The sequence below is a fragment of the Nocardiopsis listeri NBRC 13360 genome (assembly GCF_001570765.1).
Classification (GTDB): domain Bacteria; phylum Actinomycetota; class Actinomycetes; order Streptosporangiales; family Streptosporangiaceae; genus Nocardiopsis; species Nocardiopsis listeri.
On the sequence record NZ_BCSH01000053.1, the window covers coordinates 1 to 16,524 of the forward strand.

Below are 16,524 nucleotides of genomic sequence, written 5' to 3' on the forward strand. Positions count from 1 at the left end.
CCCACAACCAGCAGGACCACGACCCCCAGGCGCCCCACCACCCCTGGGGATCGCCCACCCCTGGGGATCGCCCACCCCTTGGGATCACTCATCCAGGGTACGGCGACCGTGCTGCGCGACCGCTACCTGGCGGTCCTCGAACTCCGGCTGGAGACGCGGCGACGGCCCGCCCTGCAACATGTGCTGTCCAGGCTGGAGCTCGCGGCGGTGGCCGACAGACACCACCAGGCTGCACGAGTCGCTGGACACACGAGTATCGCGGGCGGCCGTGAGGACCCTGTCCACGCTGCACGGCGGCGCTCTGTGCGCAACGAAGGACCCCTGAACGGACGAACCCGACACGTGGACCCTCGGTGGGCCTACGTGTCGGGTTCGCCGGAAAACGCCAGGGCGAAAGCTAGTCTCGGGTGATCATCCGCCCGTTCACGCTGTCCGCGGTGACCTCGACGCCGCGCAGCAACGTGCGGCGCACGCGGCCCTTGAGTTCGGCGCCGTCGTAGGCACTGACCGGGTTGCGGTGGGCCAGCTCACCCACGGACACCCGGAAGGACTCCTCCGGGGCGAACACGGCCAGGTCTGCCTGAGCGCCCACCTCGATGGCGCCCTTGCCCCGAACCCCGGCGACTCGCGCGGGCCCCTCCGACATCCACCGCACGACCTCGGCCAGGGGTACCCCTCGGCCGGCCGCCTCGGTCCACATCGCCGATAGCCCCAGTTGGAGCCCCGAGACACCACCCCAGGCGGTACCGAAGTCGCCGGTCTCCAGCTCCTTCAGATCCGCTGTGCTGGGCGAGTGGTCGCTGACCACACAGTCGATCAACCCGTCCCGTAGGGCCCGCCAGAGCAGGTCGCGGTTGGCCGAGTCCCGGATCGGCGGGCAGCACTTGTAGCTGGTGTCCCCCGCCGGGATCTCTTCCGCGGCCAGGGTCAGGTAGTGCGGGCAGCTCTCCACGGTGAGCGGTACGCCCTCCCGCTTGGCCTGGGCGATCAGTGGCAGCGCGGAGGCGCTGGACAGGTGCAGCACGTGCGCCCGTACCCCGGTGCGGCGAGCGGTGTCGATGACCCGGGCGATCGCCGTGTGCTCGGCCTCGTCGGGACGCGAGGCCAGGAAGTCCGCGTACTCGCGCCCGGACGCGGCGGGCGCCGAGTCCAGCACCGTGGGGTCCTCGGCGTGCACGATCAGCCGACCACCGAAGGCGTGGATGGCGGTGGCCGCCGTGTCCAGGTGTTCGGGGTCCAGGTGCCCGAACTCGTCCACACCGGAGGGAGACAGGAACGACTTGAATCCGAACACCCCCTCCGCCCACAGGTCGGCGAGGGCGCCGGTGGTGTCGGGTCCGGTGTTCTCGGGAACGGCACCGCCCCAGAACCCCACGTCGACGGCGAGTTTGCCCTCCGCCGCCGCCTTCTTCGCCTTGAGGCCGGCGGTGGTGGTCGTGGGCGGCACGCTGTTGAGCGGCATGTCCACGATGGTGGTCACCCCGCCCAGGGCGGCGGCGCGGGTCGCGCTGGCGAACCCCTCCCACTCGGTACGCCCTGGCTCGTTGACGTGCACGTGACTGTCGACCAGCCCGGGCAGCAGGACCTCGTCGTCGGCCGTCCGCAGCTCACGGCGGGAGCCGACGGCGTGGTCGGTCCCGGAGAGGACGTCGGTGATGCGCCCGTCGTCCACCACCACTGTGACGGGTCGCTCCCCTTCGGGAGTGAGGGCGCGGGCGGCCCGCACCACGAGTTCGTGTTCGCTCATCACTGTTCCTGTCCGACCCGGCGGGTGGCGAGGGCCTCGATGCCGGCGGCGTCGGTACCGCAGGCGTCGACGACCTCGGTCTCCTCCAGGGCACCGCACCGCAGGCCACGGGCCAGGACGGAGGCCAGGGCCTGGGCGGTGGCCGGTTCGTCCACGACGTTACCGGCGGCGTGACCGAGGTAGGCCTGCAAGCGCGCCGCTGCGGGGGCGAAGGCCTCGCGGTAGAAGGCGTAGTTGGCCAGGTAGCGGATGGGCAGCTGGTTGGGGTGCAGGTCCCAGCCCTGGTAGAAGCCGCGCTCCAGCGAACGCCGCACCAGCCCGGCGTGCAGGCGCCACGCGGAGTGGACCTCCTCGGGGGTACCGGCGGGCATGATGTTGCTGCCTCCGTCGGAGAGCCACACGCCGGTGCCGGCGGCGGCCACCTGCATGACGGACTTGGCGTGGTCGGCCACGGGGTGGGCCAGGCTCTGGTGCGCGGCGGTGATCCCGCAGGCCGCGCTGTAGTCGTAGGTGCCGTAGTGCAGGGCGGTGACGCGGCCCTGTCCGGCCTGGATCATCCGGGAGACCGCGACGGTGCCGTCGGGCAGCAGGATCGACTGGGGGGTCTCGATCTGTAGTTCGAAGCGAATCCGTCCCTGTGCCAGGTCGAGGTTCCTCTCCAGGCGTTCGCTCAGCCAGACCATGGCCTCGACCTGCTCCACCGAGGTGATCTTTGGCAGAGTGAGCACGAGGTTTTCTGGCAGGGATCCGTGTTCCTCCAGGAGGGTGCCCAGGAACATCCCCAGGGTGCGCACCCCGCGGTGTCGACCGGCGGCCTCCATTCCCTTCATACGGATGCCGAAGTAGGGCGTGGCCTCCCCCTTCGCCAGATCCGACGCGAAGGCACGGGCCACCTTGAGCACGTCCCGGTCCTCGGCCTCGTCACCGGGGTCGCCGTAGCCGTCCTCGAAGTCGGCGCGCAGGTCCTCGATGGGTTCACGGGCGAGTTTGCCGCGGACCAGGGGCAGGGCGTCGGCGACGGCGGCCTCACCGATGCCGGTGGCCGCTGCCAGGTCGGCGGCTTTGGGTGCGAACTCGTCGAGCGCGGCCAAGGCCTTGGCGCCCCAGTCGGCGGCGAGACCGGCCCCGACCTTGTCGGCGGGGACGTAGACGCTGTGGATCGGCTGGCGGCCGCCCTGATCGCCCGGGTACTCACGGTCCAGCCGGGCGTCGGCCTCGGCGAGCCGGGTGTCGAGTTCGGTGGCCAGGCCGCTCAGGCCAGGTGGGGTGTCACTCGCCACGTGGGGTGTCCTCCTCCGTCTGCGTCACCGGCCTCCACTCGAAGACCGGGCAAGTTTTCTACATGCGGATACTAACTTTTGCTATTCGGAAGAACAAGAGCTCTGGGGCGGCGAAAAACCATCATCGAGCGCTTCCTCGCGCGACGGAGAGCGAAAGACACCTTTCGTATTGCAGAATGAAGGCGTGACCGTAGCGGCCCTCAGCATGGGAGCACGACCCTTGTCAGCCTCACAGACCCCCCCTATGGACCAACCCCGTCCCGCCGCGGAGACGGCCCGTCGCCCCGGTGGCGTACAGTCCCTCGACCGTGCCTTCTCCCTGTTGGAGATCATGGCCGAGGCGGGTGGCGAGGCCTCACTGAGTCAACTCGCCGACTCTTCCGGGCTCCCTCTGCCCACCATCCACCGCATCATCCGCACGTTGGTCGGCAACGGCTACGTCCGCCAACTCCCGTCCCGCCGATACGCCCTGGGCCCGCGCCTGATCGGGCTCGGTGACAAGGCCGCCCAGATGCTCGGCACGTGGGCCCACCCCCACCTCGCCCAGCTCGTCGATGACCTCGGTGAGACCGCCAACCTCGCCATGCTCGACGGTGACAAGGTCATCTACGTGGCGCAGGCCCCCTCACCGCACGCGATGCGCATGTTCACCGAGGTGGGCCGGCGCGTCCTGCCGCACTCGGCGGGTGTGGGCAAGGCCCTGCTGTCCCAGCTGAGCGACGAGGAGGCGCTGGCCACCGTACGGCGTACCGGCATGCCCGCCGCCACCGAGCGCACCATCACCGACCCGGACGCCTTCCTGACCGAACTCCACCGCATCCGCGAGGCCGGATACGCCATCGACGACGGCGAACAGGAGGTCGGTGTGCGCTGCGTGGCCGTCCCCGTCAAGGGCGCCCCCTCGGGCATGGCCGTCTCCATCTCCGGCCCCGAAGCCCGTGTGAGCTGGAAGTTCGTCGACCGGGCCGCACCCATCGTGCGAAGCGCGGCCACCCTCCTGGCCACCGACCTCAACAACCAGTCCTGAGGTGCCCATGACGAGGGGCCCTGACCGATTGAACTGGTCAGGGCCCCTCGTCATGGCACAAGGAGTCGTTCGTTCGTGCGCCGCACCCGCCCCACGGGGATGATGCGTTCGGGTCCGGAGAGGCTGGGTTTGTTTCAACACCGTGCGAGAGGAGTCGAGCCGCGAGCGAGGAACGAGCTTGATTCGCGCCTGTGCGCGTCAGCGCTCCGTTGGGTCGGTGGTGGGTGACGGGCGGGCGTGGACGACGATGCCGTGTTGCTTGAAACCCGAATCCCTCTGCAAAGACCCCGAACACGCCCTGAAGCGCTAGCGGAAGAGCAAAAGAACTAAGACTGTTGGTCGAATCCCAGCTTGCGCAGCTGCTTGGGGTCACGCTGCCAGTCCTTGGCCACACGCACCCGCAGATCCAGGAAGACCCGCTGCCCCAGCAGACCCTCGATCTGCTTACGGGCCCGAGAACCCACGTCCCGCAGCCGCGAACCCTTGGAGCCGATCACGATCGCCTTCTGGCTGGAGCGCTCCACGTACAAGGACGCGTAGATGTCCACCAGTTCCTTGCCGGGCTTGGTGTTCTCTCGCTCGAACATCTCGTCCACGACCACCGCGATGGAGTGCGGCAACTCGTCGCGCACACCCTCCAGGGCGGCCTCGCGCACCAGCTCGGCCACGAGCATCTCGTCGGGCTCGTCGGTGAGGTCGCCGTCGGGGTACAGCGGCGGCCCCTCCGGCAGGTGCGAGCAGAGCACCTCGGCGGCGGTCTCGAGTTGGAAACCACTCTGTCCGGACACCGGCACGATGTCGGCCCAGTCGCCCAGCTCGTTCACTGCCATCAGGTGTTCGCCGAGCGCGCTCTTGTCGACCAGGTCGGCCTTGGTCACCATCGCCACCACGGGGGTGTCACGCTGGGCGGCCAGCTCCTTGGCGATGTAGGTGTCGCCACGGCCGATCGGTTCGTTGGCCGGCAGGCAGAACACGATCACGTCCACCTCGACCAGCGTGGACCGCACCAGGGAGTCCAACCGCTCCCCCAACAGGGTGCGGGGTTTGTGCAGTCCGGGGGTGTCCACGATGATCAGCTGCGCTTCAGGGCGGTGCACGATCCCGCGCACCGTCCGCCGCGTGGTCTGGGGACGGTTGCTGGTGATCGCCACCTTCTGCCCGACCAGCGCGTTCATCAGGGTGGACTTGCCGACGTTGGGTCGGCCCACGAAGCACGCGAAACCGCTGCGGAAACCCTCCGGGTAGGAGAGCGGTTCCAGTGGAACGCGGAGCTTCTCGAGGTCGAGATCGTTCATCGGGTCCTTCTCAGCGCCGGGTGATGCTCGCGGGCACCCCGTCGGGGGCCGCGATCACCAACACCTGGGTCTTCAGGTCGTCCGCCACAGCGCGGTCGTCCTCGGTCAGCTCCTTGGCCTCGGTGACGACCACCGCGGCCTCCAAGGCGGAGGCCTCGCTGGAGGCCGCCGCGGCCACGGCGGCCTGGAGCGCGGACAGGCGCAACGAGCTCAACGACACCGTCGTGGCCACGTACGTGCGGCCGGTCTCATCGCGCACCGCGGCGCCCTCAGCGGTCGCGTTGCGTGCCCGGGAGGCGCGCGCGAGCGTGATGAGCTTGGTGTCCTCGGGGTCGAGCCCCGTCGTGTCCGTCACTGGTCCGTGCTCCTTACGTTCTCTTCCTTGCCCGCCTCGGGGCCGGAGTCCTCCTCCGGCAGCCGCTCCACCAGGATGGTCGTCATCCGGTTGCGGCGGCTGCTCTTGCCCTCCAGCGTGAGCCTGAGTCCAGCGTATTCGGCCTGCGCCCCTCCGGCGGGGACCCGGCCCAGCACGAACGCGACGAGTCCGCCCACGGTCTCCACGTCCGACACCTCGAGGTCGAGTTCGGGGAAGAGTTCGGCGAGCTCGCCCAGCGGAAGGCGGGCGGTCACCCGAACCCGGGATTCGTCCAGTCGCTCCACCGGCGGGATCTCGTGGTCGTACTCGTCGGTGATCTCCCCGACGATCTCCTCCACGATGTCCTCGATGGTGACCAACCCGGCGGTCCCGCCGTACTCGTCGATGGCCACGGCCACGTGGTTGCGCTGCTTCTGCATCTCGCGCAGCAACTCGTCGATCGGCTTGGTGTCGGGGACGTAGGTGGCCTGCCGCATCACGTCGCCCGCGGTCAGCGGCACGTCGTCGGCGCCGCCGGCGGCGGCCGCCCAACGGTCGCGCAGCCGCTCCACCAGGTCCTTGAGGTAGAGGATGCCGACGACGTCGTCCTCGTCCTCACCCGTGACCGGGATACGCGAGTAGCCACTTCCCAGAGCGAGGGTGAGCACCGCGTCGGCGTCGGCCTCGCGCGCGGTGAAGACGATGTCGGGCCGGGGCACCATCACCTCGCGCACGGAGGTGTCGTCGAGCTTGAACACGGAGTGGATCATCTGCCGTTCCTCGGCGTCGATGACCTCACCCCGTTCGGCCAGGTCCACCAGCTGCCGCAGTTCGATCTCGGTGCTGAAGGGACCCTCTCGGTCGCCCTTGCCGCGCGGGGTGAGCGCCCGGCCCGCCCCCACCAGCAGTCGGGCCAAAGGGCCCAACACGACCTGCACCGGGTGGATGATCGCGGCGCTGAACCTGGCGACGGGTCCGGCGAACTGCCGGCCGAGGATGCGCGGGGTGACCGCGATCAGGACGCACTCCACCACGATCATCACGACGGCGGTCAGGATGATCGCGGGCCAGCCGATGCCCAGCAGGAACACCATGCCGATCCCGGCGGCCAGAACGGCGCACACCTCGCACACCACGCGCAGGAACAGCAGCATGTTGAGGTGCGCGGTGGGGTCCGCGGCCACCCGTTCCCAGGCGGGGCTCGCCTTGACGGCCCGCTCGCCGTAGGTCGCCTCCAGACCGACCGCCACCACCCGTGTGACGGCGACCTCGGCGGCCACGAGGAGTCCTGCCAGCGCTATCAGTGCCAGTGCGACGACCAGTGCCAGCGCCCATTCCCAGGGCTCCCCGGTGCTCACCGGTGCAAGGTCGGGCCAAAGCGCGCTCATCGTGCGGTCTCGTCCCCTTCGAGCTCTTCCTTTCGCGCGTCCTCACGTTCGCGCCAGGAGGCCAGGATCTCACCTTGGAGCCCGAACATCTCCTTGTGCTCGTCGGGCTCGGCGTGGTCGTAGCCGAGCAGGTGCAGGATGCCATGGGTGCACAGCAGGTCGATCTCGGCCTCGGTGCCGTGTCCGGCTTCCTCGCCCTGGCGTTCGGCGACCTGAGGACAGATGATCACGTCACCGAGCACGCCGGGGTCGCTGGTGCGGCCGGGCCCACCGGGACGGAGTTCGTCCATGGGGAAGGAGAGCACGTCCGTGGGTCCGGGCTCGTCCATCCAGCGCACGTGCAGGTCGGTCATCGGTCCTTCGTCCACCAGCACGACGGAGAGCTCGGCCAGCGGGTGGACGCGCATGGCGTCGAGCACGTGCCGGGCGAGTCGGGAGAGCCTCGCCTCGTCCATGCCGGAGACGCCGGACTCGTTGGCGACGTCGATACTCATCGGTTGCGGGTGCCTCACTTGATCGATGGTGGTCGGCGGTGCGGCCGCCGGGCGTTCTCGCGAGAACGCCGTATCCGACAGCGGTGGGCCCGCGCGCTCGGCGGGCCCACCGGCCGGTGTCGTTGCGTACTCTTCCTCAGTCTGCCCGTTCCGGGTCGTCCCCGGAGACGTCCTCTCCTCGGGCGTGGCCCGCGGGTCGGCGCCCGCGCCGCGGCCGCGACCCACCCGCGTCGCCGCCGCGCCGGCTCTGAGCGGCGTCGTAGCGGCCATAGGCGTCGACGATCTGCCCCACGAGCCTGTGCCTGACGACGTCCTCACTGGTCAGCCGGCAAAAGGCGATGTCGTCGATATCACGCAGGATGTTCTCGATGGTGCGCAGTCCGCTGACCTGACCACCGGGCAGGTCCACCTGGGTGACGTCACCGGTGACCACGATCTTGGACCCGAACCCCAACCGCGTCAGGAACATCTTCATCTGTTCCGGCGAGGTGTTCTGCGCCTCGTCCAAGATGATGAAGGAGTCGTTAAGGCTTCTGCCACGCATGTACGCCAGGGGGGCGACCTCGATGGTGCCGGCGGCCATCAGCTTGGGGATGGAGTCCGGGTCGAGCATGTCGTGCAGGGCGTCGTAGAGCGGACGCAGGTAGGGGTCGATCTTGTCGTAGAGGGTGCCGGGCAGGAAGCCCAGGCGTTCACCGGCCTCGACCGCGGGGCGGGTGAGGATGATCCGGTTGACCTCCTTGTCCTGCAGGGCCTTGACCGCCTTGGCCATCGCCAGGTACGTCTTGCCGGTACCCGCCGGGCCGATGCCGAAGACCACGGTGCGCTGGTCGATGGTGTCGACGTAGCGCTTCTGGTTCAGGGTCTTCGGTCGGATGGTCTTGCCCCGGTTGGACAGGATGTTGGTGGTGAGCACGTCCGCGGGGCGTTCGTTGCCCGGGGCGCTCAGCATGTGGATCATGCGCTCGATGGTGTCCGGGGTGACGTGCGTGCCGCTCTTGGCGAGTTCGATGAGCTCTTCCACGAGGCGGACCACGACGGCCGTCTCCTCGGGGTCTCCCTTGATCGTGAACTCGTTGCCGCGAACGTGGATGTCACTGTCGAAGGAGCGCTCCAGCACTCGGAGCAGTTCGTCACCCGAACCGAGCAGACTGATCATCGTGTGTTCGTCCGGCACCACGACCTTGACCTGGCTGCCGGTGTCCGGGTTCGTGTGAGTTGAATCGGCCATGGTGTGGCCTTACGGCCGCTGTCCCTACCCTTCGGTCACAGACCCCTCGTCGGGGCCGGGTCCCGGGCCAGGCACCGCGGTCGACGGCGCCGTTCCGGCTCACCACGGGGGTTCGGTACGCCCGAAGTGGTCGGTGGGGCCCTGGGTTCGAGTCTACCAAGGCGGATCGGGCGGACTCGAGGAGTTTGTTCACGCCCCACCGGCACTTCCGGCCGCTTATCCGGGGGGCCAGTTCAGGCCACGACCTCCCAGGACGTGCGCGTGGAGGTGGAACACGGTCTGCCCGGCACCCGCACCGGTGTTGAAGACGAGCCGGTAGCCCGTCTCGTCGATGCCCTCGGCCACGGCCACCTCGTGGGCGTCCCGGACCAGGGCGTCCAGCAGGCCGGTGTCGCGGGCGGCCGCGGAGGCCGCGTCGGGGTGGTGCTCGCGCGGGATCACCAGGACGTGGGTGGGCGCTTGGGGGTTGATGTCACGGAAGGCCACCGTCCGCTCTCCCTCGCGGACGATCTCCGCCGGCACCTCCCCCTCGACGATCTTGCAGAAAAGGCAGTCGGGGTCGGCCATCGCACACCTTCCATCATGGGACCCGCGCCGTGCGGCGGGGCCCGTACCCGGTTCGTCCGTGGACCATGATGCCGCAGTGGCCCGTAGGTCGCAGGGGACACATGGAAGAGATGAACCCTCAACCTTTCCGGGACCGTTCCGATCCCGGCTCGCCCCACGGAAGTGGGATACGGCACGATAGGCTTGGATTCCATGCGCGTCGAAGTGTCCATTCCACCTGCCCTTCGGCCGGATCCGACGCGTTCGGACGGGATCGCACGACTACCTGGAAAAGAAGAGGTATGCCCTTTCGTAAACCCCGCGACAAGGGTGTGCGTCGAACAGACGTGACGACAGAAACCATGGTTGCCGGGGCCGGCACCGCGCCGCTCTCGGTCGAGTGGGACGCGGACCACGCCGTGACGGAGCTCTATCGAGAGCACTACCGTCCACTCGTTCGACTCGCCACCCTTCTCGTCCGGGACCACGCGACCGCCGAGGAGGTCGTCCAGGACGCCTTCGTGGCCATGCACGGAGCCTGGCGCCGCCTGCGGGACCCCAACAAGGCCCTCTCCTACCTGCGTCAAGCGGTGGTGAACAAGGCCAGGTCCGTCCTACGTCACCGCGCCGTGGTCGAGAAGCACGCCCCCAAGGCCCTGCCGGACGCCCCCAGCGCCGAGCACGGGGCCATGAACCTGTTGGAACGCGAGGCCGTGATCCGCGCCCTGCGTAAACTTCCCACCCGCCAGCGAGAGGCCATCGTGCTCCGGTACTACGGTGACCTGTCCGAAGCACAGATCGCCGATGCCATGGGCATCAGCCGAGGCGCGGTCAAGAGCCACACCTCCCGTGGTGTCGCCGCGCTCCGCTCTGCACTGGAGCACACCTCATGAGCAGCCCCAACGATCCGAACAAGATGGAGTTCGAGGACCGACTCCGGCAGGCCCTGCGCGCCTCGGCCGACGAATTCACACCGTCGGCCGAGGGACTCAATCTGATCCGTGAGCGCACCGAACGTCGCCGTGGCGCGCTCTGGTTCGGTCTGCCCTGGCTACGCCCCGTCGCCGCGGTGGCGGGGGCCGTGCTCATCGCCGGTTCGGTGATCATGTCGAACCCCCAGGTGCGCGACCAGGTGATGGAGATCGTGCCCGCCGGAGCGGACCGCGAGGACACTTCGCCCGCCGCCGGTGGGGATCGGGACGGTGACACGTCCGCTTCGTCCACCGCGAGCGACTCCGCGACCGGGACCAGCCACCCCACCGAGAAGCCCGAAGAGGGTTCCAAGGCCTCCCCTTCCCCCGAGGGCGAGGAGGACACGGAGGAAGAGGGCCTGGAGTCCACCTCCTCCTGCCCGCCCAAGGACGAGGGCACGCCCACGGCGACCGACTCCGAGCGGGACGAGGAAGAGCGGAACGCGGCTTCGGCCGATCCCGAGTGCGACCCGGAGCAGGAGCCGACCGAGGAACCGACCGGTCCCGGCACCGCCCCCGGCACCGACCCGGAGGACGACCCCGAGGACGACGAGTCCCCCGGTGGCGGCACCCCCGGTAACGGAAGCGGGAACAACGGCGGCAGCGGTACCGAGGAGGAACTTCCCAGCGCCCAGTGACCCCGGTGGCGTGAGGACTCCGGTGGTATGAGGCCGAGAACGAGAAGAGGGGGTCCCGCGCCGGGCGCGGGACCCCCTCTTCTCGTTCTACCAGCGCCCTGTTCGCGCCTGGAGCAGCGACAGTGCCGCCACTCCCGCCGTGGAGGTGCGCAGGACCGAATCGCCCAGCAGCGCCCGGACGGCGCCCGCCTCGTCGAACGCGGCGAGCTCCGCTTCGGACATCCCTCCCTCGGGCCCCACCACCAGTACGACCTCGGTGACGGGGTCCGGCAACGGCAGTCGGGACAGCCGTTCGGTCGCGTCCTCGTGCAGGACCACCGCCAGGTCGGCCTCGGCCAGCAGCGCCGCCGCGCCCTTGCGGTCGACGGGTTCGGCGACCTCGGGCAGGCGCGCCCTGCGGGCCTGCTTGCCGGCCTCCCGTGCCACGGCCCGCCACTTGGCGAGGGCTTTGGCGCCCCGGTCGCCCTTCCACTGGGTGACGCACCGTTCCGCGGCCCAAGGGACGATGGTGTCGACCCCGACCTCGGTCATCGTCTCCACCGCGAGCTCCCCCCGGTCCCGCTTGGGCAGGGCCTGGAGCACCGTCAGGCGGGGACGCGGCCCGGGTTCGTCGAGGCGTTCGAGAACCCGGCACAGGAGGGCCTCCTTGCCGACGACCTCCACCACCTCACACCGCGCCCGCAGGCCGAGACCGTCGGAGAGATCGACGGTCTCGCCCTCACGGACGCGTCGGACCGCGGCGGCGTGCCGCCCCTCGGGCCCATCGAGCCGAATCCGGTCGGCGGTCAGTGCCGCGGTGTCGACCAGGAAGACCGGTGGGGTCACTTGCCTGCGCCGAAGGCGTCGCGGATCTTGGAGAAGAAGCCGCCGTGGCCGGGGCTGAACCGGCCCGGATTCTGGTCCTCCCCGCGTAGTTCGGCGAACTTGCGCAGCAGGGCCTCCTGCTCCTCGTCGAGCTTGCTCGGCGTCTCCACGTCCACCCGGATGCGCAGGTCGCCCCGTCCACCACCGTCGAGGTGGCTGACGCCCTTGCCGGGAAGGGTGATGACGTGTCCGGAGTTGGTGCCCGGGCGCAGGTCGATGTTCTCGGTGCCGTCGAGGGTGTCGAAGGCGAAGGAGGCGCCCAGCGCGGCCGCGGTCATCGGCACGGCGATGGTGCAGTGCAGGTCGTCACCGTGACGCTCGAAGGTCGGGTGCGACTTCTGGACGATCTCCAGGATGATGTCGCCGCGCGGCCCGCCGTTGGGGCCGACCTCGCCCTCTCCCGCGAGCTGGATGCGGGTGCCGTCGTCGACACCGGCGGGGATCTTGACGGTGCGGGTGACCTTCTCGCGGACCCGCCCCTCTCCGGCGCAGTCGCCGCAGGGGTTGGTGATGACCGAACCCTGGCCCGAGCACTGCGGGCAGGGGCGCGAGGTCATGACCTGGCCCAGGAAGGAGCGCGTGACCTGGGATACCTCACCCTGGCCATGGCACATGTCGCAGGTGGTTCGCTGTGAACCGGCCGCCGTCCCCTCACCCTGGCAGGTGTCGCACAGGATGGCGGTGGGGAAGGTGATCTCCTTGCTGACGCCGAACGCGGTCTCGACCAGGTCCAGCTCGATGCGGATCTTGATGCTGCGTCCGCGCCGGACCCGCTCGCGCGGGCCCCGCCCACCGGGCTGGCCTCCACCGAAGAAGGCGTTCATTATGTCGTCGAAGGCGAAGCCGCCCGCGCCACCGAAACCGCCGGCGCCGCCACCGCCTCCGCCACCCGGGGCGAAGGGGTCGTGACCCATGTCGAACATCCGACGCTTGTTCTCGTCGGAGAGGACCTCGTAGGCCTGGGTCACCTCTTTGAAGCGATCCTGGGTCGCCGGGTCGGGGTTGACATCCGGATGCAGCTCGCGCGCGAGCCGCCTGTACGCCTTTTTGATCTCGTCCTTGGACGCGTCGCGACGCACCCCGAGAACCTGGTAATAGTCTCTGGCCACTGAGTTACTGTCCTGCCAAAATCTGTCCGACATACCGAGCCACCGCACGGACGGCGCCCATCGTCCCCGGGTAGTCCATCCGGGTGGGTCCCACCACACCGATCTTGGCCAGCGACTGGTTTCCCACACCGTAGTCGGCCGACACGATGGAGGTGGATCGAAGGCCCTCGTGGAAGTTCTCGGCGCCGATGCGCACCGTGAGCATCGAGGGGTCCTTCGCCTCACCCAGCAAACGGATGAGGACCATGTTCTCTTCCAGTGCTTCGAGCACGTCCCGCAGACTCGCCGCGAAGTCGACCGCGGCGAGGTTGGCGGTTCCCGCCAGTACGATCTTCTCCTCGTGTCGTTCGACGAGGCTCTCCAGCAGGACCGAGAGGACGGCGACCGCTACGGGCCGGTCCTCCGGAGCGACCTGCGCGGGGAGGTCGTCCACCGCGTCCGGGACGTCACCGAGGTGCTTCCCGGATATGGCGCGGTTGAGCATGTTGCGCAGATCGTCGACCACCTTCTCGTCGACGACGCCCAAGCCATCGATGACGCGCTGTTCGACCCGTCCGGTGTTGGTGATGACGACCATCATGATGCGTTGGCCGCCCAAGGGTACGAGTTCCACGTGCTGCACCGACGAGCGGGTCAGCGACGGGTACTGGACGATCGCGACCTGGCGGGTGAGCTGCGCGAGCAACCGCACCGTGCGGGCGACGATCTCGTCGAGGTCCACGGCACCGCCGAGGAAGGACTCGATGGCGCGGCGTTCGGCGGCCGAGAGCGGCTTGACCGATGAGAGCCGGTCCACGAACAGGCGATATCCCTTGTCCGTGGGCACTCGCCCCGCGCTGGTGTGCGGCTGGGCTATGTACCCGTCCTCCTCCAGCGCGACCATGTCGTTGCGGATGGTCGCCGGGGAGACGCCGAGCGGGTGTCGGTCGGCCAACGACCTGGAACCGACGGGTTCGTTGGTGTTGACGAAATCCTCGACGACGGCACGCAGGACCGCGAGCTTGCGCTCATCCAGCAACTCGCCACCTCCTGGCACTCCGTGGTCCTCAGTGCTAATTCTATGCCCGACCGCAAACGCGTGTGGGTACCCGCCGGTAGTAACACGGGAGCGAGGCGATCTTCTTCCCGTCGTATCGGCGACGTGCGCCACCCGACCACGTGGGTCCCGGGCCCGCCACCAGTACACTGCGGCACCGTGGTTACCAATGGAACCGGCCGTTACGGCCGCGACGTTCTGGCCGGAGACCGGCGACTCCCCAAGAAGGGCACGGTGCCCGAGATCCCACTCGACCGTGACCTGGTGGTCGAGGACGCCGACGAGACGTTCTGTGGGGCGGTGGTGTCCTGGGACAAGGCCACGGTGACCCTGGAGGACCGTGACGGTGGTCGGCGGGTGTTCGAGTTGGCCCCCGCCGCGTTCCTGGTGGACGGGAAACCGGTGACGCTGGTGCGCCCCACCGCGAAGCCGAAGGGCCCGTTGCGCAGCGCCTCGGGTTCGATCGCGGTGACCGGCGCGCGGGCGCGTACCGCGCGGGAGAGCCGTATCTACGTCGAGGGCGCGCACGACGCCGAGCTCGTGGAGAAGGTGTGGGGTCACGACCTGCGGGTGGAGGGCGTGGCCGTGGAGTTCCTGGAGGGTGTGGACGACCTGCCCGCGGTGGTGGCGGAGTTCGCCCCCGGGCCGGGGCGCCGGTTGGGTGTGCTGGTGGACCACCTGGTGCCGGGGTCCAAGGAGAGTCGTATCGCCGAGCGGGTGCGCGGCGAGGACGTGCTGGTGGTCGGACACCCGTATGTGGACGTGTGGCAGGCGGTCCGGCCGGGCGCGGTCGGGATCCGGGCCTGGCCGCGGGTGCCGCGCGGACTCCCGTGGAAGGAGGGGGTCGTGGACGCCCTGGGGTGGCGGATGGAGACGGGTGAGGCATGGCGCCGCATCCTGGGCTCGGTGCGCGGCTACGGCGACCTCGAACCCTCCCTGTTGGGACGTGTCGAGGAGCTCATCGACTTCGTGACGGGCCCCCATCCCCTGCAAGACTAGGCTTGCGGGACCACCGGCCCCATCATTCGGGCACGTCCGATCAGCATCCCCGACAGCGGATCCAAGGAAGAGCATGAGCGAGACCCCGTCGAACCCCCCGCCCCCGGGCGAGCCGCAGGGGCAGCAACGGCCTCCGCTGCGGCCACAGGCTCCGCAGGCGCCCCGGCAGCAGGGCGACCCGGGCCACGGACAGCAGTACCGGCCGCAGCCACCGCAGCAGGCCCCGCAGCAGCAGTACACGCAGCAGCAGCCTCAGCAGGGACAGCCGGGTCTCGCCCCGCCCGCACCCATGCGGCCCGCCGACTACGTGCAGCAGTACGCCCAGCGGCCGCAGGCACCCCGGCAGGGGTTCGCCCCACAACCCCAGCAGGTTCCCGGGCAGCAGCCCTACGTTCAACAGGGGTACGCGCAGCAGCCCCAGCGGTCGAGCGGCGACGATGGCGTCCTGGTCGCGATGTCGGCGCACCTGACCGGCTTCATGATCGCCTTCCTCGGCTGGATCCCGCCGCTGGCCATCTACTTCGCCAAGCGCAACACGTCGCCGTTCGTGCGGCACCACGCCGCCGAGGCCGCGAACTTCCAGATCATGATGCTGATCCCTTACGTGTTCACGGGGGTTCTGTACGTTGGTCTGGGTATCTTCTTCGGGAACCTGGTGTGGATCGGTTCCCTTCTCATTGCCCTCGTATGGATCCTTTCCATCGTCTTCGGCGTCCTAGGGGCCTCAGGCGCGAACAAGGGGGCGTGGTACCGCTACCCGTTCAGCATCCGACTACTCAAGTAGATACAGTTCTCGCACCGACAAGGAAACCGAGCCATGTCCTACCCCAACGGCCCATCGCCGGAGGACCCCTACTCCCAACAGGGCGACCCTTCTGGCCAACCCGGCCGGCCCTCGGGCGGCTATCCCGCGCACGACCAGGGCGGGGGATACCCGCCCCCGCCTCCGCCGCCCGGTCAGCCCGGTTATGGCCAGAGCGGCCCGCAGCAGCCCGGTTACGACCAAGGTGGTTACGGCCAGGGCGGCTACCCTCCGCCTCCCGGCTACGACCAGGGTGGTTACGCTCAGCAGGGCCAGTACGGCGGCTACGCCCCGCACCCCGGCATGCCGGGGTCCTCGGCGACCACCGGTCAGCCCAACCAGGACGAGCGCACCATGGCTCTGCTCAGTCACCTGAGCGGCATCCTGCTCTGGTTCATCGGCCCACTGATCTTCTTCCTGATCAAGAAGGACGAGTCCCCGTTCGTTCGTGACCAGGCCGCCCAGGCGCTGAACTTCCAGCTCCTCCTGTTGATCGGCTACCTGATCTCGGCGGTGCTGTACATCATCTTCATCGGGGCCATCCTGCAGCTGGCCGTGTGGGTGTGCGCGGTCGTCTTCGGCATCCTCGGCGGCATCGCGGCCAACAAGGGCGAGTGGTACCGCTACCCGTTCAACGTCAGCTGGGTGAAGTAGTCTGCGGCGACGACGGGGGCTCGGCTCGGGTCGGGCCCCTTCGTCGTGTCCGGGCCCCGCGGTCGTGCGCGACCTCAGGTGAGGTCGC

General features: G+C 69.2%; 17 protein-coding genes. 6 read left to right on the forward strand and 11 right to left on the reverse strand.

The genetic code is table 11. From position 1 onward, the window contains the following. Positions 1-397: 397 nt before the first annotated feature. Both allB and NLI01S_RS17095 read right to left on the reverse strand, forming a co-directional pair. The gene (gene allB, locus NLI01S_RS17090) at positions 398-1,747 is read right to left on the reverse strand and encodes an allantoinase AllB (protein WP_067605730.1); all 1,350 of its coding nucleotides are present in this window, start codon (positions 1,745-1,747) and stop codon (positions 398-400) included. Further along, entirely contained in the window at positions 1,747-3,027 is a 1,281-nt protein-coding gene (locus NLI01S_RS17095) for a DUF6986 family protein (protein WP_067605733.1), read from the reverse strand. The genes allB and NLI01S_RS17095 overlap by 1 nt, the downstream gene beginning before the upstream one ends. Before the next feature lie 244 nt (positions 3,028-3,271). Here NLI01S_RS17095 and NLI01S_RS17100 point away from each other — a divergent pair, with 244 nt between their 5' ends. Continuing rightward, positions 3,272-4,054: an IclR family transcriptional regulator gene (locus NLI01S_RS17100; RefSeq protein WP_067605734.1), complete on the forward strand. Its 783-nt coding sequence runs from the start codon at positions 3,272-3,274 to the stop codon at positions 4,052-4,054. 326 nt (positions 4,055-4,380) lie between these two features. Here NLI01S_RS17100 and era read toward each other — a convergent pair whose 3' ends face one another. From era to NLI01S_RS17130, 6 genes are all read right to left on the reverse strand, one after another. Next, entirely contained in the window at positions 4,381-5,349 is a 969-nt protein-coding gene (gene era, locus NLI01S_RS17105; protein WP_067605737.1) for a GTPase Era, read from the reverse strand. A gap of 10 nt (positions 5,350-5,359) precedes the next feature. Next, positions 5,360-5,704 (reverse strand): cytidine deaminase, encoded by a 345-nt coding sequence (locus tag NLI01S_RS17110; RefSeq protein WP_067605740.1) that lies wholly within the window; start codon positions 5,702-5,704, stop codon positions 5,360-5,362. Continuing rightward, the gene (locus tag NLI01S_RS17115) at positions 5,701-7,092 is read right to left on the reverse strand and encodes a hemolysin family protein (RefSeq protein ID WP_067605743.1); all 1,392 of its coding nucleotides are present in this window, start codon (positions 7,090-7,092) and stop codon (positions 5,701-5,703) included. The genes NLI01S_RS17110 and NLI01S_RS17115 overlap by 4 nt, the downstream gene beginning before the upstream one ends. Then, positions 7,089-7,586, reverse strand: coding sequence for an rRNA maturation RNase YbeY (ybeY, locus tag NLI01S_RS17120; protein ID WP_067605746.1), 498 nt, complete (start codon positions 7,584-7,586; stop codon positions 7,089-7,091). The genes NLI01S_RS17115 and ybeY overlap by 4 nt, the downstream gene beginning before the upstream one ends. Before the next feature lie 136 nt (positions 7,587-7,722). Further along, entirely contained in the window at positions 7,723-8,817 is a 1,095-nt protein-coding gene (locus tag NLI01S_RS17125; protein ID WP_067605749.1) for a PhoH family protein, read from the reverse strand. Between the two features lie 216 nt (positions 8,818-9,033). Then, positions 9,034-9,384 carry a histidine triad nucleotide-binding protein gene (locus tag NLI01S_RS17130; protein ID WP_067605752.1) on the reverse strand — a complete coding sequence of 117 codons (351 nt, stop codon included), beginning with the start codon at positions 9,382-9,384 and terminating at the stop codon, positions 9,034-9,036. Positions 9,385-9,725: 341 nt separating this feature from the next. Here NLI01S_RS17130 and NLI01S_RS17135 point away from each other — a divergent pair, with 341 nt between their 5' ends. Beyond that, the gene (locus tag NLI01S_RS17135) at positions 9,726-10,256 is read left to right on the forward strand and encodes a SigE family RNA polymerase sigma factor (RefSeq protein WP_067605755.1); all 531 of its coding nucleotides are present in this window, start codon (positions 9,726-9,728) and stop codon (positions 10,254-10,256) included. Beyond that, positions 10,253-10,972, forward strand: a complete 720-nt coding sequence (locus tag NLI01S_RS17140) for a hypothetical protein (protein WP_067605758.1) — start codon at positions 10,253-10,255, stop codon at positions 10,970-10,972. The genes NLI01S_RS17135 and NLI01S_RS17140 overlap by 4 nt, the downstream gene beginning before the upstream one ends. An 87-nt stretch (positions 10,973-11,059) precedes the next feature. On the opposite strand, the gene NLI01S_RS17145 is transcribed toward NLI01S_RS17140, so the two are convergent. The 3 genes from NLI01S_RS17145 to hrcA are packed head-to-tail and all read right to left on the reverse strand — an operon-like array spanning position 11,060 to position 13,963. Continuing rightward, a complete protein-coding gene (locus tag NLI01S_RS17145) occupies positions 11,060-11,797 on the reverse strand; it encodes a 16S rRNA (uracil(1498)-N(3))-methyltransferase (RefSeq protein ID WP_067605761.1) in 738 nt (245 codons plus the stop codon). Then, positions 11,794-12,945, reverse strand: coding sequence for a molecular chaperone DnaJ (gene dnaJ / locus NLI01S_RS17150; RefSeq protein ID WP_067605764.1), 1,152 nt, complete (start codon positions 12,943-12,945; stop codon positions 11,794-11,796). The genes NLI01S_RS17145 and dnaJ overlap by 4 nt, the downstream gene beginning before the upstream one ends. A gap of 4 nt (positions 12,946-12,949) precedes the next feature. Beyond that, positions 12,950-13,963, reverse strand: a complete 1,014-nt coding sequence (hrcA, locus tag NLI01S_RS17155) for a heat-inducible transcriptional repressor HrcA (RefSeq protein ID WP_067605768.1) — start codon at positions 13,961-13,963, stop codon at positions 12,950-12,952. A gap of 177 nt (positions 13,964-14,140) precedes the next feature. Between hrcA and NLI01S_RS17160 the strand changes: the two genes are divergently transcribed. From NLI01S_RS17160 to NLI01S_RS17170, 3 genes are all read left to right on the forward strand, one after another. Continuing rightward, the gene (locus NLI01S_RS17160; protein ID WP_067605770.1) at positions 14,141-14,980 is read left to right on the forward strand and encodes a DUF3097 domain-containing protein; all 840 of its coding nucleotides are present in this window, start codon (positions 14,141-14,143) and stop codon (positions 14,978-14,980) included. A 454-nt stretch (positions 14,981-15,434) separates the two neighbouring features. Further along, positions 15,435-15,764, forward strand: a complete 330-nt coding sequence (locus NLI01S_RS17165) for a DUF4870 domain-containing protein (RefSeq protein WP_067605776.1) — start codon at positions 15,435-15,437, stop codon at positions 15,762-15,764. Between the two features lie 33 nt (positions 15,765-15,797). Next, positions 15,798-16,436: a DUF4870 domain-containing protein gene (locus tag NLI01S_RS17170; protein ID WP_067605773.1), complete on the forward strand. Its 639-nt coding sequence runs from the start codon at positions 15,798-15,800 to the stop codon at positions 16,434-16,436. Positions 16,437-16,524 lie beyond the last annotated feature (88 nt).